The sequence below is a fragment of the Candidatus Methylacidiphilum fumarolicum genome (genome assembly GCF_949774925.1).
Classification (GTDB): domain Bacteria; phylum Verrucomicrobiota; class Verrucomicrobiia; order Methylacidiphilales; family Methylacidiphilaceae; genus Methylacidiphilum; species Methylacidiphilum fumarolicum.
The window spans coordinates 80,371-102,793 of record NZ_OX458932.1 but is presented as its reverse complement, the minus strand read 5'-3'; the positions used below and the strand labels follow the sequence as shown (position 1 = coordinate 102,793).

Genomic DNA, 22,423 nt, shown 5'->3' with positions numbered 1-22,423 from the left:
AATGAAAAAAAGCTATTCAGTTTTTATAGCTCTTACAATTGCTTTCCCTTCCCTGATTCCTACCACTTTTATCTTTACTCCTTCTTCAATATATCCTGTTTCAGATACTGCCTCTACTCTTTTTGAATCTATGCGAACAAAACCATGCGGCTTGCATGGAGACTCGCATCTACCTTCTTTTCCTAGATACAAATTGGTCTCATTGCCTTCTTCTTCCTTATTTGTCACCAAAAGCTCCATCTTCTTTTTTAGCCCAGTCTTGGGGAAAACTACGATCCCCAACCAAAAGATCAAGAGCAAGACGACAAGTTCAATCCCAAATACTATGAATCCTCCCATGAGACCATAAAAGACAAAACCTAAGACTATAGCTGACAACAACAAAGAAGAACCTAATAATGCCAGAATATAGCCTGGAAAAAAAGATTCAAAGAAAAGCCCAAGACCACCAGTAATAATCAATATCAAAAGCAAGAGTTTCACCGCATGGCTTCAGTTAATTTAACTGTTCCTAAAAATATACTTGAGACTTCCTTAGGCCTGACTCAAGTTCGTTCTTTTCGCCTTAATTTTGGACTGGGAGGCCCTGGGATCGCTAAGACCATTTCATAAGTCCAATACATTTCTTCATCATACAGAATAGATCTAGCTTCCCTCACTCTTAGCAGCCTGCCGATTACCTTTTGTAAGTCCTTTCGTAACCTGAAAAGGATGGCCTCTTGCCTCTCTTTTGTGAGGTGAAATGTAGAAGCGGGCGGCTTTCTTTTTCCTAACACACAAGCGATCCGCTGCGGAGAATTTAATACCCAGAAAGCCCATCTCTTTTCTTCTTCTGTCCATTTTTCTTTCTTATAGATTTTTGACCCAATCCTTACCATCAAAGCTACAACCATTTTTGATTGTTTCATAGGCATCCTGGAGGGCTACCTTCCACATTCTTGCTGACTACCCGCTTAGGCTTTTACATCCAGATGATGTTATCCGATCACGCTCTTTGCGTTCGTGAGAAGCTTTCCGCGAAATGGTCCAAGTCAGAATAATAGACAAGAAACCGCTCCTTCTCGGCTGCGTAGCGTAGGCCAAAGTCCTCTAGCATCTGGCGCTTTTTCTATTTTAGCAGCAGACCCTCCATCTGAATCGTTCGGCGCATCGTCATATCCGGCTTCCTTGGCTGATTCTATGACCTCTTGTCTTTTCTTTTGCGCAACCCGTAAAGAGGGCTTGGGAAAGCAGGGAAGGGTCGAAAGGAGCTCCTTGGTCATCTTTCCCTGCAAAGAGAGGGATTTGCCCGTTCATGTCGGGGATTTTGATTCCATGAGACTAGCACAACTTCTAGGGGCCATCCGAAACCGAACCAGGCCAGCCAGCCCGTGCGAGCCACCATGACCATCGAAGGGCTCACCCTGTACCCTCCCTCCATCAGAGGTGAGGAAATTCTTTCTCTTGGAGTTTAGTCCGCTGCTTTCCATCCTCGAGCCGCTTATCCACCGTCTTGCCTTGGGCCAGACAAAACCTTTCTAGCATTTCCCACTGATCCTTCAGATCCCCTTTTGTCCGGCTCTGGAAACTCTGGCCTACGTGCTTGTGCGGCGCTCTCCTCGCCTTTTGGCCGATCACCCGCAGAGAGTTCTTTCGGGCGACTCCCCTTCCCGCCGCTTTGCGCTACTGCCTACTGAGGCTCCGACCGATCAGCGCGCTAAACTTCTTTGACGAATAGATGTTCGCCATGTCTATGGATTGCTGGACGGCATCACAATAGCAATAACTATTCTTTACTCTTTACATCCACTGCTTCGACAACAATCCGGATCCCCTCGATTCGAACAATCCGAATTGGAGTGCCTTCAGCAATAAACTCCCCAAGACTTACGACATCTACCACCTTCCCCTTGAATCTTCCCAAACCACTTGGTCTAAGGACTGTGACTGCTTGTCCTTCCATCCCAACAAACAGCTCGTCGGTCCGCTCATTCTTTTGTTGCGGCTCTTTATTCCACGCAATCGAAACTCTTTTTGGAATAAAACGGGAAAAAGCAAATATAAGCAGAAAGGCTGAACCTATAGCAATTATCAAAGATATCAATCCCTCCCTCATCCTAGCAAGCCAACTTCCCACATTTTCTGTCGGCAATTTTTCTGCCGATGCCGTTAGTATTGCTATGACTACCATTAAGAGCCCCATGAGAGTTGGGATAACTAATCCAGGAAAGAAAAAAACCTCAGCCAAAACCAAAGAAACACCCAAGAGGAAAAGGAAAAATGGCTCAAAACCACTTAATCCTGCTAGATAATGGCCCAAAAAATAAAGGGAAAAAAAGAAAAGACTAAGGATTCCTAAAGCTATGCCCCCAGTCTGAAGTTCTAAATAGGCTAGCAGAAGCCCAAGAGTCAAAAAAAGGGGACCTAGCATGGTCATCATCCTGCCTATTTTTTCGAAGCCGGTAGGTTTCAATTGGATAATTATTGCTTTTGTACCTATAACTTTTTCGACCAATTGCTCTAAACTAGGAACAATGCCTTCGGCTAAAAGAGGTTTAGGAGGATTTCCATACTGCCTAATGGCTTCTGTATCGGTAAGGGTCAAGACTTTTCCCTTAGGAAGGATTTCTTTGCCATCTATAACAAGTCCACTATCTCTGTCTACCATGGCATTAAAAACAGCTGGATTATGGCCGTGCCGTTCTGCAATGGCTCGAATCAATCCTTGATAGGCAGAAAGAATTTTTTTCTCATAACTTTCCGGTAAATTCTGTATGCCACCTTGAGGAGAAAACATCACAGGGGTTGCTGCACCTATAACCGAACCCGGAGCCATATAAATATGCCTGCAGGCAGCTGCCACAAAAGCACCTGCAGAATAGGCCTTATGATTTACAAAGGCAAAAGTATTTTCCTGAAATGGAAAACGTTCAATCTGCTGAATGATTTTTTCCATCGACTCCGCTTGTCCCCCTGGGGTATTTAAATCAATAATCAAGTCTATGGCACCGCTTTTAATCGCTTCGTTTACTCCACGCTTAACCACATACACCATAGTTTGTTCAATCTCATCCCTAATAGGAATCACATAGACAAGCTTATTCCCATCCTTGACTATCTGTGCCTTAAGAAATGAACAAAAAAGAAAAAACAATAAACTAATAGCTCCTAACTTTCCGTATATCATTCCAACTCGGAGGTTGCCATTTGTTTGCAATTCCAGAATATAATTGCGCTTTTTTTTGAGATTAATTAGCCATATTTAACTTGCTCAACTGCTTATTCTGAAGTTCAATGCTCATTAATCCCATACATTCTATTTTACTTATTGACAATATGGTGGTCTTTTTTGATTATTTAAAAGATCGATTTCACCGTGAAATTTAGTTTTACCAACCGCTTCTTTGCTGCCTCTTTTTGTTTTAGCTTACTTATTTTTTTATTCTTTTCTTTTTTTTCGATTAGAGCCATCGCCGATAACACTTCTTCGCAAAATTCTCATTCGACTAAAAAAAAGGCCCTTAAAAAAGAAAAATCCAAATCCAATCCTGATCCTCTTTCTGATGCATCTGCACAGATTGAAGAGAAGAACAAGCAGATTGAGGAGCTAACCAAGAAGCTAGAGGACCAGGGGATACCGGTGCAAGCGAACACCAAGGGGATCGTGCTGAGTGGGTATGTGGACGCCAGCTATACCTACAATTTTATCAACGCTCCGGCTTTTAATAGAGTGCCTGGTTTTGTTCCTCCGCCGGGTTATGTAGGGCCGACCAACACGGCTGGCTTTGCCCAAGGCTATCCGGCGATTCCTGGTCGAGAGCCTGTGGATGCGATTCCTGGGGGCGGCTTTAACATGAACGCCTTTAAGCTAGCCTTAGAGAAGCCGCTAACGGAAGAGAACCGGTGGCAGGCAGGCTTTAGGGCCGATCTTATCGTGGGACAGGATGCGGTAGTAGGGGCACCGGATGCGATCACTGGCTTAGGAGTTCCTTCTAGTTCTTGGTATTCGTTTAACACCTCCAGCTTTTGGTTAGAGCAAGCGTATGTGATTTTTCGGGCGCCTATAGGCAATGGGTTGGACATAAAGATAGGGAAGTTTGTGGATCCGGCTGGCTACGAGGTAGTGGAGCGGCCAGTGAACCTGGATTTTACCTATGGGCTTTTGTTTGCGAATCTTTTGCCGACCACCCTTACAGGACTGCAAGCGATTTACCGGTGGGATGACCAATGGACGAGCCGTTTTGGGATAGCCGATGGGGGCTTTAACGTGTCGAGGGGAGGGATGGAATATTTTGGCTATATCAATAACATGATCAACAATAGCGATGCCTATTTATTGTTTTTGAACAGCCAATGGGAGGCCAAAGGGAAGAATGCGACGCTGAGCGGCACTCTAATGTATGGGTTTAATGGGGTCAATCCGCCGGGCTTTGGCGCCTCTCCGATCAATGGGGTAGCGCAGCCCTATGGGATAGCGCAGGGGATCAGGGGAGAAGGCCCCTTCAACCAGAACAATGCGTTTTTTCTTGGGGATCTGTGGGGATCATGGGCTCCGAAGTTTGCCCGGGACAAGCTCTTGTTAGGCTTTGAATTTACAGGGGGTTTTTACAACAACAATGTGACGGTGGTGCCTGGAGCCATCAGCGGGCTGCCAGTCGATTTATCGAGTGGGCCTTCGAACTGGTATGGAGCTGCCGTCCACATGAAGTACCAAATTACGGACATAATCAGTATTGCCCAGCGTGCGGACTGGGTGGAGTCAGGATGGAATTCTATTCTTGCTGGACACAATGCCCCCACCGACATTTGGGCGTACACGGCAACGCTTGCGTTTGATCTGGCTGATAATTTCATGATCCGGTTGGAGTACAGGATGGATTGGGGCAGAGGGGTGCTGGGCTACTACGGCTTTCCTTTCCAAAACCCAACGGGCAGTCCTACCGCCCTCCTAGGAACCTCCAATGGACCGGTCTACTTCGTAGGCTTGGAATTTGTCTATAGCTTCTAAGTAGGTTATTTTTTGAAAGGAAAGGATATTATATGCAACCAATATTGTACTTGCTAAAGCCTGGATTTTATGATGGACCAGGCGATCCTTACTATTGTCCTTATTGTATGATCTTTGAAGGGGTTTTAAAAACTTATCCGCAATTAAAAGACCGTTTAAAAGTCTGCTATGTTTCCTTTGAAAAACCTAGAAAAGAAATCATCGACCTAATTGGAGAGGAAAACCAATCCTGTCCAGTTATTATTTTTGACCATCCACTGGATCCATCTATTCCTTTTCAAGCGAAAAAATATGGGGATAAGTTTTTCCTAAACGAACCTGAAGAAATAGGCCTTTATCTTTCTAAGGAGTTCAAAATCCCAAGACCACATTTCTAATAATGAAACGAATGGGAAAGCTAGAAGAATGAGGAGTTTGTTTCCTGTTTAATCGGCGATGAGCAAGTCCTGAGAAAAAGGCTTTTCATCTATTTTTAATAAATGGCTTTCAATCTGTCTGAGTCTTAGCTGTCCACAAGCTCCATCAATATCTCTTCCTCTTTCTTGTCTGAGAGAGACTTGTACGCCTTTTATTTGTAGTTTATGGAAAAAGGTCATGATCTCCTTTTTGTTTGGAGTCTTCCATGGCATCTGCAATACAGGATTGTAGGCGATAAGATTAACTTTGGCCTTCAAGGACTTGGCAATCTTTGCAAGTCGTTCAACATCCTCCATCCGATCATTTACTCCAGCAATTAAAATATATTCTAAAGTGATTTTCTGTTTTCTTTTAGAACAAAATACCTCACAGCTCTTTAAAAGGTCCTGCAATGGGTACTTCCTATTAATTGGCATCAGCTTATTTCGTAATTCGTCGGTGGTGGCATGCAAAGAAATAGCCAACCGGAATGGTAAGGATTCGTTTGCCAATCGTAGGATATTAGGGACGATGCCACTTGTGGAAATTGTTATTCTTCTTGGACTAATGCTCAATCCCCAAGAAGAGGTAATCAATCGAATGGCTTGGATAAGTTGCTCGTAATTGAGAAGGGGTTCCCCCATGCCCATAAAGACTATATGGCTTATTCTTTCTTTAGCAATTGCTTCTGAAAGAAGCACCTGCTCAACAATCTCGCCACAGCTAAGATTTCTTTTAAACCCAAAAAGCCCACTGGCACAAAATCCGCATTTTAAAGGGCAACCAACCTGGGTCGAAACACAAAGAGTCAAACGTCTCGAACTTTCTATACAATCCGAAGCAGGGATTAGGACTGACTCAATGTAATGGCTATCAGAAAGTTTCCATAAAAACTTCTTTGTTCCGTCTTGAGAATCGTTTTCTTTTTCTAGCTCCAATGTTTTGATCACATAGTTTTCAGAAAGCCTCTCTCTGAGTGGTAAGGGGAGGTTGGTCATGGAAAAAAAAGAAAAGACTTTCTTTTTGAAGATCCAATCTAAGACCTGGGTTTTCCGATATTCAGGAAGGGAATCAAAAAGTTCCCATTCAGAGGGGAATTGATCAAGAATATGTTTCACATTTAGAATATTAGGAAAATAAAAGAAAGATCAAATTATAATCTTGGAACCGTTACGCCTTGCTGGCGCATATACTTCCCATTTCTATCCGCATAAGAGGTCGAGCAGAGTTCACAGGCTTGGATAAAAATGACCTGTGCAAGTCCTTCTTCAGCATAGACTTTTGCTGGTAGTGGGGTAGTATTGGAAATTTCTAGGGTAGCATACCCTTCCCATTCAGGTTCGAAAGGTGTCACATTGACGATGATGCCACAACGAGCGTAAGTGGATTTTCCAAGACAGATGGTTATAACATCCCTGGGAATTCTAAAATATTCAACACTTCTAGCCAAAGCAAAAGAATTAGGAGGAATGATACAACAGTCTGATTCGATCTCAACAAAAGAACGAGAATCAAAAGCCTTAGGATCGACAACTGTATTGAAAACATTAGTAAAAATCTTAAACTCCCTAGAAACCCTTAAGTCATAACCGTAACTTGAAAGACCATAACTTATAGCCAGAGAGCCATCTGCTTTCTTTCGAACCTGCGATTCTTCAAAAGGCTCAATCATTCGATTTTTTTTTACCATCTGCCGGATCCAATCATCAGAGTGCACGCCCATTTTCTTTTTTTCCTTTACATCTATTTTGAATAAATAGAACCCCCATGATTCAATTGAACATTATACCTACTCATAATGTTTTTAATTCACAAACACAACGTTAATTAACTGACTGGTAGGAAGAAAGGGCTTGGACCTTCCATCCTCTTCTCCTTACTTTAAAGCAATAGAATACTTAGGATATTAATCGGAGTTCTTTTAACCAATTAACAACCGCCTCAGCCATAAACGCGTCATGAGGCGGTGGGAAAAGATGATCACACCCTGGGATTTCAATCAATTTTTTCGGTTCCGATGCAATAGCAAATAAATCTCGTGAATCTTGAGGAGGAACAACATCATCTGCAAGACCATGGATAAAAAGCCAAGGTACTCGAATCTTTTTTGCGGCCTCTTTTACATTATCGATCCGGTTCATATCCTCTATAAGTGCTTTAGAAAGAGGAAATTCAGGCATGTCCCACATGCACCCTTCTCCCGGGATAACATTTCCAAATTCTCGTTGAGCAAAGGCAGCTGTATAAGCCATTCCCGCCAAGGAGATCAAAAAAGAGATCCTTGGATCTTTACTAGCAAATAGAACGCCTACGGCAGCGCCAAGACTATGCCCGACATATCCATAACGCCATCCAGGCAAGGAATCAATAACTGATTGCAGATCCCCAACTTCTTTTGTAGGAGTAAATTCTTCAAATTTGCCTTCAGATTTTCCGTGTCCAGAAAAGGAAAAGCGGAGAGAATGAATTCCATTTTTTGCTAGTTGATTTGATAACTCGACAAGCATTGGCCGATCTTTATGTGCAGTAATCCCATGGGCAATAATTACCAATGTATTGTTTTCTTCTGAGCCAGGAATATACACAAAATCCAACCGTTCACCGTGGGCGTTACGAATTTCAGTAGGAATTGAATGTTTCATAGCTCCTTTTTTAACGGGTGAGACTTTGAGTGTCAAGACTCTCTAAAAAGATCCTTAGCAGGCTGCGATAATAAAAAGGAAACACAACCTATTCCTTAGCTAGTCCAAGCTACAGGTAATTTTTTCATCTTTTGAAGAATTATTTCGACATTTTATAGGTAAGATCAGCTGATAAATATATCGCAGCAAACTAGAAGGGGTTAGATAATGCAAAAAAGAAGCGATACGGGTATAGAAGCCAGGAACGTAAAAAGCTTTTCCTGCTTTAGCCGCCATCAAAGACTCATGCACCACTTTTTTTAAAGGTACCCACATAAAAGGCGGGACAAAAGGTTTTGTATCCGTTCCCTTTCTGGATGCCTTCATAAAAAATTCCGTCTCCAACGGCCCTGGAGCAATGACAGTCAGAGTCACACCGCTGCCTTCTATTTCCCATCTTAAGGCTTCAGAAAAAGCATGAACATAGCTTTTGGATCCAGAATAGGCAGCACAGGTCGGAAGAGGCTTTCTGCCGACGATCGAACCGATATTAATAATAATCCCCCTTTTCTTCTTAAGCATATCTGGGAGAACCAACCGAGTTAAATAAGTTAAAGAGACAATGTTAAGTTCCAGAAGCGAACGCACTCGTTCGAATGGACACTCTTCAAAAGGACCATAATCTCCACAGCCCGCATTGTTAATCAAAATGTCCACTTCTGTCTTTTCTGCAGCTAACCAATCAGTAAGAATTTCTCTCCCCTTTTGACAACTTAGATCAGCAGGAATAGAAAAAACTCGGATATGAGGCGACTGCTTTTGCAGTTCTTCAGTAAGAGCATGTAAACGCTCAGCTCTTCTAGAAGTGATCAAAAGCTGACTTACTTCCTGAGCAAGCTGACGAGCAAATTCAGAACCTAATCCAGAAGAAGCCCCAGTAACCAAGGCGGTCATTCCTCTGAAAGATTTCATAAGTGGTAGGAATTCAATTATTCAATATAATGAAGTTGATGAAGTAATATAAACCGGTCTCTTTCGCCTTTTAAAGGCACTTCGGAGATCAAGACAATTTTCTGACCACTCTCTATGCCTTTTGTTTTTAAAAATTTTTCGACCAATTCGATGCTCTCTTCCTGGCTTTTGGGGAAGACTACATAACAAGGTTCTACCCCATAATTTAAGGTGAGTTTTCGACACACTTCTTCATCTGGACAGAAAGCATAGATCACAGAGTATCGAGGTCTAAGCCCTGCGATTAAACTTGCTAAAAATCCAAAACGAGTGAACACGCATATAGCTGGAGCCCCAACATCATCAGCAAGATGAACGGCTGTTTTAGCTAATTTTTCTTCGTCTCCCAAAAGTTCAACAAGGGAAGCATATCCTGCCCCACCGCTTTTTTCAGTTCTCACAGCCACACGATCCAATATTTTAATGCATTCTACAGGATATCTCCCCGAAGCTGTTTCTCCTGATAGCATGAGACAATCAGCCTGTTCATAAACGGCATTGGCTATATCTGTAATTTCAGCACGGGTAGGTACAGGATTCATAATCATGCTTTCAAGAAGATGTGTGGCAACGATAACCGGTTTTCTCTTCTGTATGCAGGATTTAACGATCCGTCTTTGAATAATAGGCAGTTCTTCAAAAGGACATTCTATGCCCAAATCCCCGCGGGCAATCATAATGGCATCTGAAGAATCGATAATTTGGAAGAGGTTTTTAATGGCTAGCTGATCCTCTATTTTAGCAACAACTTTTCCGGAGGATCCTTTCGAAATGAGAATTTGACGTAACAAATCACAATCATTCGCTTCCCTAACAAAAGATAAGGCAAAGAAATCCATTCCACACTCGATTCCCAATTGGATATCCCTTAGATCTTTTTGAGTCAATGGTGGCAAATTAATCCGAACCCCAGGAATATTAATATGCCGTCTGCTTTTCATAACCCCTGGAGTCAACACTTCACAGCGCAAAAAATTCTTTTCTTTCGAGATTACTTTCATTTTAATATTTCCGTTATCCACCAGAACGACATCTCCAAGTTGGATATCATTGACAATGTCATCATAATTGACGGAAACGGAATGCTGATCCTCCACCTTTTCTCCTCGAACAGTAAAAGTAAAGATATCTCCTGGCTTCAATTGCATTTGATCGGGCAAATCACCCGTACGGATGGCTGGTCCTTGTGTATCTAGGAGCATACCAACATATTTTCCAAGCCTTCTTGAAAACTCCTGAATAAGAGCCGCCTTCTCTCTCACCCAATCAGGCTTCCCATGAGACATGTTGAAACGGAAAATATCGACTCCACTTTCTATCAAGGAAAAAATCGTTTCTCCTGATTCTGTGGCCGGTCCCAGAGTTGCTATTAATTTAGTTCGACGTTTCCAATTTTTAAATGGAATCATTCTTGTTGCCCCCTCTCTTGCTCATATAAAGTCATTTTACGCTTTAAGGTTCTATTTCAGGTTCTTGCCGTAGTCTGGAATCTAAGGAAGGGAAAGCCAGCTTAATATGAAGTTCTTTAAGTTGCTGAAAGTCTACCTCCGAAGGAGATTGAGTAAGGAGATCGACTCCATGCCGGTTTTTTGGAAAAGCTATTACATCTCTGATAGTTTCCGCTCCGCTCAGAAGCATAACAAACCTGTCTAGCCCTAAGGCTATCCCTCCATGAGGGGGAGCTCCATATTGAAAAGCTTTAAGGAGATGACCAAAAAGAAGCTTCTGCCGTTCTTTATCGATACCAAGAATTGAAAATATTTTCTCTTGAAGTTCTTTTTCATGAATCCGAATACTTCCTCCTCCAAGTTCCACACCGTTTAAGACGATATCATAAGCCAGCGCCCGAATCTCATCATATCTACCACTATCCAGTTTGCCTATATCTTCTTGACAGGGTCTAGTAAAAGGATGATGAACGCTATTCCATTTCTGTTCTAAAGGACTGTATTCAAAAAGAGGAAAATCTGTCACCCAAACAAATTTCCATTCATTGGATGGCACACTGCGGGTCATTTCTGCCAACTGCAATCTTACTTTTCCAAGCACTTGACAAGCCTGATCCCATGGACCAGCACTAAATAAAATCAAATCAGCGGGTTCTATACCAAGAACATTCTCTAGCTTTTTCCGCTCCTCCATAGAAAAGAACTTAACTATAGGTGATTTCCACTCTTTATCTTCAATTCGAATGTAAGCCAAGCCTTTTGCTCCCATTGACTTAGCCAATTCTTCTAATTCTGCGATCCCCGTAGGTCCAACCACTGGACTGGCCTGCTTAGCATTTAATGCTTTAATGACACCTCCTCTAGCAAGGACTTCACGAAAAATTTTAAACTCCGTATTCTCAAACACCTCTCCGACATCTTGTATTTGCCAAGCTATTCTCAGATCTGGCTTATCAGAACCGTAAAGATCCAAAGCTTGCTTGTAAGTAATACGAGCAAAAGGAAGAGAAAGTTCAATGCCAAGAACCTTTGAAAAAATCTGCTGGATCATTTCTTCAACCCACTGCAGAATGTCATCAACAACGACAAAAGAGGCTTCTATATCTATCTGGGTAAATTCAGGTTGCCTGTCAGAACGCAAATCTTCGTCTCGAAAACAGCGAGCAATTTGGAAATACTTATCAATGCCCGCCACCATCAAGAGTTGTTTATATTGTTGCGGAGCCTGAGGTAACGCGTAAAACTTACCAGGAGAGAGTCGGCTTGGTACCAAAAAATCTCTTGCTCCCTCTGGAGTACTCTTAGATAAAATAGGTGTCTCAATTTCTAGAAAACCTTTGCTTGTAAGATATTCCCTGACCACATAGGTCACTTGATGACGAAGTTTTAAAGAGTTTAGAAGTTTTTTCCTCCTTAAATCAAGAAAACGGAAGGATAGCCTTAATTCTTCATTTTCAATTGATTCGTCTAAGTTAAAAGGCAAGGGTAGCGAAGGGTTCAAAATTTCAAGATTTTCAGCTTCCAGTTCGATTTCTCCAGTAGGTATAGCTGCATTTTTGGTCCCCGCAGGTCTTTCTACCACTACTCCTACAACCTTGATTACAAACTCATCTTTAATTTGTTTTGCAGAGGCAAATAGGACAGGATCTTTGTCGGGATGAAAAACAACCTGCGTTACCCCTTCTCTGTCTCGAAGATCAACAAACAAAAGCCCCCCATGATCTCTTTTCGATTGTACCCAGCCACATAGACTTACCTTTTGCCCCACATCCTTTAAACCAAGCTCATGACATAAATGAGTCCTATATTGCTGAAAACTTTTTTTCATTTAAACCTCAATTTCATTCTCAAACAGGAAGTCTTCCAGCTGCCTGCAAGCTTCATTGCCACTGTATGCTCTACCGTCCTATTTCTTTCAAAACAATCCGGTGGCGATGAAAATCCTTTTAAAATAGTTCATTCCCCAAAAAAGAAAAGACAAAGGAAAAACTACCGAGCCCACATTTTACTCTTTTTTCTCTAGAAATCCAACCAATTGTTCTACCGGTATCACAAACTGCTTTCTTTCGTCCATATTCTTTAGTTCTACGAACCCTTCTGCGAGTTTTTCGGTCACAAAAAGCGCGAATCGGGCATTGAGGGATTGGGCTTGTGCCAGCTGCTTCTTCATCTTCAAGGGATGGAATGAAAACTCAACAGAAAAACCACTACTCCGTAACTGTTCGATCAACAGTAGCCCAAGAGGATTTTTTTTCCCTTCTGGAAAAACGACATACACATCAAGCCGTGGGAAAGAAGGCTCTAAAAGCTTTTTTTCTTTAAGAATTTCGCCTAGAACGACATCTCCCATTCCAAATCCTACCGCAGGAATATCTTCTCCTCCAAAGAGCTTAAGCAGATCATCATATCTTCCTCCTCCAGCGATAGCTCTAAATTTTCCAGCTTTATCAAAAATTTCATAGACGACTCCCGTATAATAGGCTAAACCTCGGACAATTCTAAGATCTATCTTAGCATATTCTTCAAGCTTTCTATGACGAAGCCCCTCTAAAACAACTTCAAATCTTTCCCAATAGCATGGCTTTTCAATTAACTCAAACACCTCTTGGGCTAACCCTCCTAACCGACGCTCAATCTCTTCTTTTGGATCTCTTTCGATCTTATCTATAGCTTGGAAAAACTGGTACCATTCTTCTATGGCCACTCCTTTTTTGGTTAAGAATTCAGACCAAAACTGCCGGTCACTTATCCGAACGATAAAATCTTCCTTGCCTAAGCCAAAAGAACGGAGAATGTCTATTGCAAGATTAATCAGCTCAATATCTGCTTCTAGATCAGCTTCTCCAATAATATCGCAATTAAGCTGGAAATGCTCTCTCAACCTCCCTTTTTGAGCGCGTTCGTAACGAAAAAGTTGGGGAATAGAAAACCATTTGATAGGCTTCTTATATTCCTTATAATGAGCCTCGATCATTCGGGCTAGGGTTGGCGTCATTTCAGGTCTTAATGCAACAATCCGATTGCCTTTATCCAAAAAATGATAAATTTGATTGAGTATCTCTTCTCCAGACTTTTTTTGATACAGTTCTAGAGACTCTAGTACCGGCCCTTCATACTCGACAAAATTGAAACGCCTGCAGATTTCTCTCCAGCGAGAAAATAGCAATTGTCTAAAAGCAAAGTCGGGAGGATAAAAATCACGAAATCCAGGGAGCGGCTGCATAAAACAAAATAGCTTAGAGGCAATAACTCAGTTTTTTTAAAAAAGAAAAGGCAAAATTATGTCTTTTTTTTCTTCTTTAATTCTTCTTCTTTAAGGAGATCTTTTGTAATCGCATTGAGAATGCCTTTAACTTCTTTTCCTGGTTTAAATCGAACCACAGCTCTTGGAGGTATAAGAATATCCCGCTCGGGGTTTCGTGGGTTGCGTCCTATTCTAGCTTTTCTTAAAGTAACTTCAAAAACCCCAAAATTGCGTAGTTCTATCGTCTCTTTTTTTTTGAAAACTTCCATAAAAACATCAAGGATCTCCTCAAAAACCTTTGCCACTTCTTGTTGTGGCAAACCTGTTTTCATCGAAACCTTGACGACTAAATCTCTTCTTGTTAAATTCCCCATATCATATTACTTTCTTCTTTTCCAGAGGATTTCCCTTCTTCTCCCTCTTTTAACTATGTGCCTAAAGTGATAATGATCAAAATAAAAGTTAACATATTTTCTTTTTTCTCAAGAATATTCCTAGAAAAAGTTTCATGAGGAAAAAAAACATACAATACGAACCAAACTATTTTATTATTAGAGTCAGATATGCCGAATCCTTTTTTTATTACTACTGCCATTGATTATGTCAATGGCTCCCCTCATTTAGGTCATGCCTATGAAAAAATATTGGCTGATGCTATTGCTAGGTATCATAGGAAGAAAGGAGATTCAGTTTTTTTCCTTACTGGTGTCGACGAACATGGCCAGAAAGTTCAGCGCTCGGCTGAAAAAGAAAATTTAAACGTTAAACATTTTTGCGACATCCAAACAGAAAAATTCGTCCAGCTTTGGAATCAATTGCATATTAGCTATGATGCTTTCGCCCGCACCACACATCCTTCCCACATTCAGTATGTCCGAGAGGCCTTACAAAAGCTAGCAGACAAAGGACTTATCTATTTTAAAGAACATGAAGGCTACTATAGCTTAAGGCAAGAGCAATTCGTTACTGAAAAAGATTTAGTCAACGGTCAATGGCCTGAAATCTATGGAGAAGTCATCAAAACCAAAGAACCAAATTATTTTTTCAAATTATCCCTTTTCGAAAATTGGCTAAAAGCTTATGTACACGCTCACGAAGAATGGCTCATCCCTAAATCTAAACGTAACGAGCTCTTAGGGGCTTTAGAAAAACCCCTTTCAGACTTATGCATATCCAGGCCAATCAGCAGACTTTCTTGGGGCATTCCGCTGCCTTTTGATGAAAACTACGTCACCTACGTCTGGTTTGATGCCTTATTAAACTATGTTTCTTTTGCCAGGGCAGGTAGCCATAACTGGTGGCCTGCTCAATTACACGTTATCGGAAAGGACATCCTGATTCCTGCACACACTATCTATTGGCCAGTCATGCTACAGGCTCTGGAATTAGAACAACCGCACCGCTTTTTAATCCATGGCTGGTGGATGAACCGCGGAGCAAAGATGAGCAAGTCATTAGGCAATTACATCGATCCTATCCCCTATATACAAATATATGGAGCCGATGCTCTTAGATATTACCTATTAAGAGAAATGGGCCTAGGGCAGGATGCCGATTTTACTGATGAAAAAATTGCTAGCCGATATGCAAGCGATCTCTGTAATGATTTGGGTAATCTTGTCCAAAGAATCACAGCAATGATCCATAAATATCGATCTGGTGTTATTCCCTCCTGTTCTGAAAAACTAATGGGAGAAAGAGAAAAAGATTTGCTCAATGGCATGCTATTAGAAAACTATTGCCTCTATTTCGAAAAGTACGATATTTCGATGGCTCTCCAGGAAGTCTGGCAACATATGAAAAAACTAAACCGGTATATCGATACGACCGCTCCCTGGACCCTAGCAAAAAACCCCAAGGAATCCCAGCAGCTAGACTGTATCCTTTTTGTCTGCTGCGCATGCCTTAAAAGATATGCTTTACTCATTGATCCAGTGATGCCAAAGACTAGTGATAAAATACTCTCGCTTTTAAATATTGGAAAAGAGAACGTCCCATTGTATCATGCTTTCTATTCCTTGGATTTGGCAGGGAAAACAATCCAGGCTCCTTTCCCTTTATTTCCAAGAATCCCACAGCAAGGAAATGAATAGCTACTTATTTATTTTAGTATTGCAGAACGGAGGAAATGATTTACTCTGAGCACAGAGAAGGATTGGCACTATGAATAAGAAAGGTGGCTGTTTTAGCGTGTTTTTAATTTTAATTTTATGCTTTAGCCTGCTTCTGAATCTTATTTTTCTATCCATTTTACAAACTAAAAAGGCACCCTCCGCTCCGCTCGCTCTTGAAGAAGAATTTGTGGGCGGTGATTTTGCCATGAAAGATGTTAAAATTGCCCTTATCCATCTTCGGGGGCTGATTAGTCAGGATGAAGGAGGAACATTTACTCAAAACGCTGTCGAAGACATGAAAGTGCAACTGAAGGCAGCCCGAGAAGATAAAAAAGTCAAAGGAATCATTATTGCCATTAATTCCCCTGGAGGAGAAGTTAATGCTAGCGATGTCATTTATCATGAAATCCGATTGACTCGTAATGTAAAACCCGTGGTGATCTATATGGAGTCCATGGCGGCTTCTGGGGGCTATTACTCGGCGGTTGGGGGCACCTATCTTATGGCTAATGATCTGACGATCACCGGCAGCATTGGAGTCATTATGGAATCCTTCCTCGTCAAAGATTTAATGGAAAAAGTCGGAATAAAAGCCCTCACATTTAAGTCAGGGAAAATGAAAGACCTGTTAAACCCGACTAGAGAAATGACCCCAGAAGAACAAGCTTTTGTCCAAGGATTAATCGATGAAACCTATAATAAGTTTGTATCCATAGTAGCCAAAGAAAGACATATGGATATTAATAAGCTGAAAAACAACCTTGCCGATGGAAGAATTTTTATGGGGCAAGATGCTTTAAAAAATGGGCTGATCGATGGCCTTGGGTATTTCGAAGATGCTTTTAACAAATGCAAGGAGCTTTCTAAAGTTCCATCTGCTCGGCTTATTCGTTATGTTCCTCCCTTTAAATTTTCTAATTTGTTTCGCCTTTTTTCCAAGGAAATGATCCCAAATATCAAACTGAGCCCCCAACCGTTCCAATGGCCAATATCTTCTGGACACCTATACTATCTTTATCCTCAAGCTTTTGGTTTGAATTAATAAAGGCTGAAAGCTTGTTTTTAACAAAGACTTGTGGAATGGTCACAGGAACTATTCCATTTGTATCTAGCGTTGGAATTTTCAAAAGGGTAGATAATTCAAGAAACTAGACTGCGTAGCTTGCTTTAGGCATAATGCTAGCAACAGAGAGTAGGATAGCAAAACGTGGATGAACTAACTCAAAGACTCATTGCTCATTATAAGCCGCTGATCCTTGGCTTCTTATTGCTTACCCTTCTGGCGGATCTAGCAATGGGGGTTTTTCTTTACCGGTGGAAAAAAACCGATTTTGCTCCCTTTAGAGAATTTCTTCCCATTCCTTTTAGCTGGTTGGAACTTGTTGCCGTATGTCTCTTTCTTTTCACAGGCATCTTGCTTGGTGTCGCTGCTGGATTAAGCATTTTTTCTATTATTCTTATTGTTATTTTGGTCCGATTTCATGGGTATACTCTTTCTGACTTCTTAGGGCTCTCTCAGTTTAATCCATGGGAAATTGCCATCCTCAGTTTTTGGATATGTCTTTCCGCCTACCTGCCCCTTCAAATGATTGCCGGACTCAGTGAGAATATTGGGAAAGCACTCCATCTTCCCGTTCCAAGACAGCCCGCAGTCGATCTTTTCTTACATGCCTCAAAGCCCAGTGAAATTGCTGTTCTTTTAGCTTTAATTCTTGTGGCTGCTCCTATTGGAGAAGAGCTTCTTTTCAGAGGATTTCTTTATCAATTTTTTAGAAGTCACCTTACAAAAAGAAGCGCCATCGTACTGAGCGGGCTTATCTTTGCTTTACTCCACATTCATTGGATTACTTTTCTCCCCCTTTTTATCTTTGGCATGATATTAGCAGCTGTTTATGAATTTAGCGGTTGTTTGATCCTTTCTATGGCCATTCATTTTTGGTTCAATGGTTTTACAGCATGCCTTCTTCTTTTAGCAAAATTCGGTTAAAGAAACTATTGACTCTTTAGAACCCGATTATGACATTTCTAAGAAATTAAAGCTAAAATCCTATTACTTTTGGGAATCAATAGTGCAAAGTAAGAAAACCAACATCCCATTTTCTTTAACAACGGAATCTCTCGTTTCTGATCTCAGCGAAGAGCAGCTCATCAATCTTCTCGTTGAAGGGTGGGCAAAAAGCAAAAGAGAAGTTATAGCTTCCCTAGGAGAAGACTGTGCAGTAATCCAATCAGAAAAAAAAGAGCTCTATTATCTTTTCAAAATGGATGCCACTGTAGAAAATGTACACTTTGATCCATCAACTCCTCCAGAATGGGTTGGACGAAAAGCGCTTGCAAGGGCTCTCTCTGATATCGCCTCTATGGGCGGAGAACCGCTCTATGGCCTCATCGGCCTTGGAGTGAATAGAACAGAGAAAGTAGAAAAAATAAAACAACTTTATAAGGGATTGACTGAATTGGCTCGTGCTATCGGAATGGATCTTATTGGAGGAGAAACCACTGAGTCAAACCAACTTTTTATTGTAGTAACGGTATGGGGAAAAACCGATGGCTATAAGCCAATATTGAGATCAGGAGCAGAAGATGGAGACTCTTTGTTTGTTACAGGAGTTCTTGGAGGCAGTTATGATTCTGGGCACCATCTATTCTTTATCCCCAGAATAAAAGAAGGCCAATGGCTTGCCAAAGGCCAATGGGCAAAGGCAATGATCGATCTAAGTGATGGTTTGGCCACCGATTTACCAAGGATGGCAAAAGCTTCCAATGTTGGCTTTGAAATCGATTATGAGGCAATTCCAGCGCGAAAAAATTATGGCCTGCACAACGCCTTAACTGATGGAGAGGATTATGAATTGCTTTTTTCTGTCGCAAAAGAAAAAGAAATAGATCTTCTAAAACATTGGCCTTTTGAGGTTCCTATAAAAAAAATTGGAACTTTTAGCAAAAATGGAAAAATGGAATTTCAGGATGGATACAGAGGCTTCGATCATTTCCAAAAGTCCAGAGGAGACTATTAATTTTGCCAAAGAACTGGTAAAACCCTGCCAGGGGGGAGAAGTGTTTGCATTGATCGGCGAGTTAGGATCAGGTAAGACCCAACTTGTCAAAGGTGCTGCCCTTGCTTTAGGTTTTAAAGGCGAAGTAACGAGTCCTACCTTTAGTTTAGTCCACTGTTATGAAGGAGAAAAGTTCGATATTTTTCATATTGACTTGTACAGAGTAGAAAACGTGGATTCTACCTTATCTCATTATTTGGAAGAAATCTTGTATGCGGAAGCTATTTGTTTTGTAGAATGGCCCCAAAAAATAGAAAAACTCTTACCTCCTTGGACCCAGTATTGGGAAATTACAATCATTGCTCAAAATGAAAGAAAAATTAAACGCATTCGTTGATCCCTCAGTTGTTATGTGAGAACATCCCTATCCCTTCATATAAATTTATGATCCTTTCGATTGATACCTCTTCAGAAATAGGCAGCGTGGCTTTGGCAGAAAATCACCATGTTGTCTGGCGTTCTTATTTTAAGGGCAAACGTCATTTTTCTTCCCTATTTGATTGTCTGGAAAAATTAAATTTGGCCTCTTTGAAGATCGAAAAGATCTTTGTTGGAACAGGACCAGGATCTTTTTCCTCTATCCGGGTAGGCATTGCAGCCGCACAAGGAATTAGTATAGCCAAAAACGCCTCCATTCTTTCCATTCCAAGCATATGGTCAATAGGCCTTCAATTTTCTCATATTCCTTCCTTAGGAATATTTTCTGATGCTAGGCGAGGCGAACTTTTTTGTTCCCTCTTTTCTTATGGTAAACTCGTCAAAGGCCCTTATCTTATTGAGCGACAAAAACTGACAGAAATAATCAAAACGCTAGATTTAGCAGTTAGTCCAGAAGCCCTACATGACACCATGACTCAAGCTTTTCCAAGAGCCGAAGACTTTTTTCTACTTCCAGAAACCTGTCCTCCATTCGATAACACCCCTTTTCCAGAACCTATCTATTTAAGAGGCCCTGTTTAATAATAAAATGAGCTATAAGAATAACTATTCTTTTATTTCGTCAGCGCCCCTGCCCCGTAGTTGGGTAGAAATTGATGGGCAGGCTTTGCGCTTTAATATCCGGGTGGCAAGAAACAGGATTCCCAAAAAAACAAAAATTATTGCTGTGGTTAAGTCGGATGCCTATGGGCATGGCCTTGTTCCTATATCCAGAGAACTTGTGCAATCTGGGATCGAAGTTCTTGGAATCAACAACGTCGATGAGGTTATCGAACTGAGAAATGCCGGTATTCAAAATCCTTTATTAATCTTATGTCCTATATTGCCTCCTGAAGCTCCACTTGTGATCGCCAATAATGCCTGGGTAGTTGTCTCTTCCTTCAATGAGGCAAAATGGCTCAATAATGCAGCAGAACATTTAGGCAAAAAGGCAATTATCCATCTTAAAATAGATACGGGAATGGGAAGACTTGGGTTTAGCCCTTCAAATTTTGTTAAAGAGATGGAAAAAATAAAAAAACTTTCTTCTGTCTGTATCGGTGCAGTGTGTACTCATTTTGCCCAGGCAGATACGGATCTAGAAGCGACTGAGAAGCAGTGGCTTGAGCTATTAAAATTAAAGGAGTATTTCAAAGGCCTTCCCATTCATGTTGCTAATAGTGCGGCTCTATGGCGGAAAAGTGTTTATGCTTGCGATTATGTCCGTATTGGTCTTGCCCTTTATGGACTAGCCCCCATGTCATTCTTACGAAGACTTCTTAGACCAATTATGAGCTGGAAATGCAAAGTCGTGCTTATAAAAGAGCTTCCCAAAAACCATCCAATCAGCTATGGATCAACTTACAGGCTTAAAAAACCTTCTAAGATCGCCGTGCTTTCCATCGGTTATGGCGATGGCTATCTCCGCTCCCTTTCTAACAAAGCCTTTGTGCTTATCAAAGGAAAAAGATGTCCAGTCCGTGGAGCGGTTACAATGAACCAGATCATGGTGGATATCAGCGAACTGCCTTCATGTAAAATTGGAGAGGAGGCGATATTGATCGGTACACAAGGCAAAGAATCCATTAATGCTGACGAGCTAGCCAAGCTTGCCGGAACAATTTCCTATGAAATCCTCACTAATATCCATTCAAACATTCCAAGACAGTATCGGCATTTTCTTTCCCGCTCCAATGCTTCCCTGCATTATTACGAATGAATCGACCGCTTATAGGCATCAAGAGCTGCCTCACGAAGTACTTCAGAAAGCGTAGGATGCGCTAATGGCAGGCCTACGAAATCCACTCCGTTCACCTTTCTTAAAAACAATGGGGTCGACATTGAAATGAGCTCGGAAATAACAGGCCCCACTCCATGGATTCCCAAAATCTTATCATTTTTGGCATCCACCAAAATTTTTACAAATCCTTCACCGACATCTCCAGCCAATGCCCTTCCATTAATAGAGAACTTCGATAAACCCTTTTTATAGTCTCTTTTAGCCGCTTGCAATTCTTCTTCTGTAAAGCCAATTCCTCCTGCCTCAGGAGAGGTATAAATAATAGAGGGGATGAGCGCATAGTTCAGTTGTGGGAATCGACGTCCAGCAATGATTTCAGCGACCGCTATTCCTTCTAGTTGCGCTCTATGAGCAAGCATCGGTCCTTCCACTAGATCGCCAATAGCATAGATATGGGCAAAATTGGTTTGCCACCATGCATTTACCTCTACACTGCCTTTCTTTGTGGTACTGATGCCTATTTGTTGCAAATTCAATCCATGAGTATAAGGAACTCTCCCTACGGCTACGAGCACTTTTTCCACACTGAGCGAGTAGGTCTTGGGTCCTGAAACTAATTCAAGGATGACTTCGTTTGTATTGCTCGTTGCAGAGATGATTTTGGTATTGAGAAAAAATTCTATTCCTTGATTTCGAAGAAAGGTTTCTAAAGTGCTGGATACGGAATGATCCATCAATGGACAAATTCTTGGCAAAAGCTCTATCACGTAAACCTTGGTTCCCAGTCTACTCCACACAGATCCTAGCTCCAGTCCGACTGCTCCAGCACCAATAACCGCCATGCTTCTGGGAACAGAACTAAACTGAAGAGCCGAGGTGCTATCCACGATCTGATCGTTAAAGGGAGGCAAAAAAGACAGAGAAGCTGGTGCACTACCAGAAGCAAGGATAATATTTTTAGCTTTAATTTTACGTTCCCCTCCATTTTCTTCGGCTATGAGGACCGTTTGAGGATCTACAAGCGATCCCATCCCATGAAATACTTCAATCCCGTTTTTCTTCATGAGAAAATCCACTCCCTTGACCAGTTTGTGGACGACTTGGTCTTTTTTCTTCATGAGCTTATCGAGATCGAAGCGGAGATTTTCCACAAGCAATCCATTTTCGGCAAACTTTGTCTTGGCAAAATAGTAATATTCAGAAAGAGAAAGGAGGGCTTTACTTGGAATACATCCCACATTCAGGCAGGTACCTCCAAGGGTCTTGTCTTTTTCAATAATTGCCACATTCAAGCCAAGCTGAGCTGCTCGAATGGCGGCTACATAGCCACCGGGACCAGATCCAATGATGCCTACATCAAACGTATCCATTCTTTTCTTTTTGCTTTC

Annotated in this window: 22 protein-coding genes; 9 read left to right on the top strand and 13 right to left on the bottom strand. The window is 41.5% G+C overall.

The window, feature by feature from the left end; genetic code table 11:
* Positions 1–12 precede the first annotated feature (12 nt).
* From QOL44_RS00460 to QOL44_RS00445, 4 genes are all read right to left on the bottom strand, one after another.
* A complete protein-coding gene (locus QOL44_RS00460) occupies positions 13–483 on the bottom strand; it encodes an NfeD family protein (protein WP_009058019.1) in 471 nt (156 codons plus the stop codon).
* Positions 484–545: 62 nt separating this feature from the next.
* Positions 546–908, bottom strand: coding sequence for a hypothetical protein (locus QOL44_RS00455; RefSeq protein ID WP_134391402.1), 363 nt, complete (start codon positions 906–908; stop codon positions 546–548).
* Positions 909–1,152: 244 nt separating this feature from the next.
* Complete coding sequence (locus QOL44_RS00450) at positions 1,153–1,296, bottom strand: hypothetical protein (protein WP_153300086.1); 144 nt, start codon at positions 1,294–1,296, stop codon at positions 1,153–1,155.
* A 469-nt stretch (positions 1,297–1,765) separates the two neighbouring features.
* Positions 1,766–3,166: an NfeD family protein gene (locus QOL44_RS00445; protein WP_079199453.1), complete on the bottom strand. Its 1,401-nt coding sequence runs from the start codon at positions 3,164–3,166 to the stop codon at positions 1,766–1,768.
* Between the two features lie 189 nt (positions 3,167–3,355).
* Here QOL44_RS00445 and QOL44_RS00440 point away from each other — a divergent pair, with 189 nt between their 5' ends.
* On the top strand, positions 3,356–4,987 hold the full coding sequence (locus tag QOL44_RS00440; RefSeq protein ID WP_283401185.1) for an outer membrane beta-barrel protein: 1,632 nt from the start codon (positions 3,356–3,358) through the stop codon (positions 4,985–4,987).
* Between the two features lie 32 nt (positions 4,988–5,019).
* A complete protein-coding gene (locus tag QOL44_RS00435) occupies positions 5,020–5,364 on the top strand; it encodes a DUF3088 family protein (RefSeq protein WP_009062102.1) in 345 nt (114 codons plus the stop codon).
* Positions 5,365–5,412: 48 nt separating this feature from the next.
* Here the strand turns inward: QOL44_RS00435 and rlmN are convergent, their stop codons facing one another.
* The 8 genes from rlmN to QOL44_RS00395 form a co-directional block, all read right to left on the bottom strand.
* Positions 5,413–6,501 carry a 23S rRNA (adenine(2503)-C(2))-methyltransferase RlmN gene (gene rlmN, locus QOL44_RS00430; protein ID WP_009062100.1) on the bottom strand — a complete coding sequence of 363 codons (1,089 nt, stop codon included), beginning with the start codon at positions 6,499–6,501 and terminating at the stop codon, positions 5,413–5,415.
* Positions 6,502–6,536: 35 nt separating this feature from the next.
* Complete coding sequence (gene dcd, locus QOL44_RS00425; protein WP_009062098.1) at positions 6,537–7,106, bottom strand: dCTP deaminase; 570 nt, start codon at positions 7,104–7,106, stop codon at positions 6,537–6,539.
* 175 nt (positions 7,107–7,281) lie between these two features.
* Entirely contained in the window at positions 7,282–8,025 is a 744-nt protein-coding gene (locus QOL44_RS00420; RefSeq protein ID WP_009062096.1) for an alpha/beta hydrolase, read from the bottom strand.
* A gap of 99 nt (positions 8,026–8,124) precedes the next feature.
* A complete protein-coding gene (locus tag QOL44_RS00415) occupies positions 8,125–8,976 on the bottom strand; it encodes an SDR family NAD(P)-dependent oxidoreductase (RefSeq protein WP_009062094.1) in 852 nt (283 codons plus the stop codon).
* A gap of 17 nt (positions 8,977–8,993) precedes the next feature.
* Positions 8,994–10,424, bottom strand: coding sequence for a pyruvate kinase (gene pyk, locus QOL44_RS00410; protein WP_009062092.1), 1,431 nt, complete (start codon positions 10,422–10,424; stop codon positions 8,994–8,996).
* 43 nt (positions 10,425–10,467) lie between these two features.
* Entirely contained in the window at positions 10,468–12,291 is a 1,824-nt protein-coding gene (aspS, locus tag QOL44_RS00405) for an aspartate--tRNA ligase (RefSeq protein ID WP_009062090.1), read from the bottom strand.
* 177 nt (positions 12,292–12,468) lie between these two features.
* Positions 12,469–13,686 carry a histidine--tRNA ligase gene (hisS, locus tag QOL44_RS00400; RefSeq protein WP_009062088.1) on the bottom strand — a complete coding sequence of 406 codons (1,218 nt, stop codon included), beginning with the start codon at positions 13,684–13,686 and terminating at the stop codon, positions 12,469–12,471.
* A 56-nt stretch (positions 13,687–13,742) separates the two neighbouring features.
* Positions 13,743–14,081, bottom strand: coding sequence for an HU family DNA-binding protein (locus tag QOL44_RS00395; RefSeq protein WP_009062087.1), 339 nt, complete (start codon positions 14,079–14,081; stop codon positions 13,743–13,745).
* A gap of 189 nt (positions 14,082–14,270) precedes the next feature.
* Between QOL44_RS00395 and QOL44_RS00390 the strand changes: the two genes are divergently transcribed.
* From QOL44_RS00390 to alr, 7 genes are all read left to right on the top strand, one after another.
* Entirely contained in the window at positions 14,271–15,800 is a 1,530-nt protein-coding gene (locus tag QOL44_RS00390) for a class I tRNA ligase family protein (RefSeq protein WP_009062085.1), read from the top strand.
* 70 nt (positions 15,801–15,870) lie between these two features.
* A complete protein-coding gene (gene sppA / locus QOL44_RS00385) occupies positions 15,871–16,863 on the top strand; it encodes a signal peptide peptidase SppA (RefSeq protein ID WP_009062083.1) in 993 nt (330 codons plus the stop codon).
* A 165-nt stretch (positions 16,864–17,028) separates the two neighbouring features.
* The gene (locus tag QOL44_RS00380) at positions 17,029–17,808 is read left to right on the top strand and encodes a CPBP family intramembrane glutamic endopeptidase (RefSeq protein WP_009062081.1); all 780 of its coding nucleotides are present in this window, start codon (positions 17,029–17,031) and stop codon (positions 17,806–17,808) included.
* 82 nt (positions 17,809–17,890) lie between these two features.
* Entirely contained in the window at positions 17,891–18,838 is a 948-nt protein-coding gene (locus tag QOL44_RS00375; protein WP_009062079.1) for a thiamine-phosphate kinase, read from the top strand.
* On the top strand, positions 18,789–19,214 hold the full coding sequence (gene tsaE, locus QOL44_RS00370) for a tRNA (adenosine(37)-N6)-threonylcarbamoyltransferase complex ATPase subunit type 1 TsaE (protein WP_009062077.1): 426 nt from the start codon (positions 18,789–18,791) through the stop codon (positions 19,212–19,214). Before QOL44_RS00375 ends, tsaE begins: the two co-directional genes overlap by 50 nt.
* A 47-nt stretch (positions 19,215–19,261) precedes the next feature.
* On the top strand, positions 19,262–19,837 hold the full coding sequence (tsaB, locus tag QOL44_RS00365) for a tRNA (adenosine(37)-N6)-threonylcarbamoyltransferase complex dimerization subunit type 1 TsaB (protein ID WP_009062075.1): 576 nt from the start codon (positions 19,262–19,264) through the stop codon (positions 19,835–19,837).
* 7 nt (positions 19,838–19,844) lie between these two features.
* Positions 19,845–21,014, top strand: a complete 1,170-nt coding sequence (gene alr / locus QOL44_RS00360) for an alanine racemase (RefSeq protein ID WP_009062073.1) — start codon at positions 19,845–19,847, stop codon at positions 21,012–21,014.
* Here alr and lpdA read toward each other — a convergent pair.
* Positions 21,005–22,405 (bottom strand): dihydrolipoyl dehydrogenase, encoded by a 1,401-nt coding sequence (gene lpdA, locus QOL44_RS00355; protein ID WP_009062070.1) that lies wholly within the window; start codon positions 22,403–22,405, stop codon positions 21,005–21,007. The genes alr and lpdA overlap by 10 nt on opposite strands.
* Between the last annotated feature and the right edge of the window lie 18 nt (positions 22,406–22,423).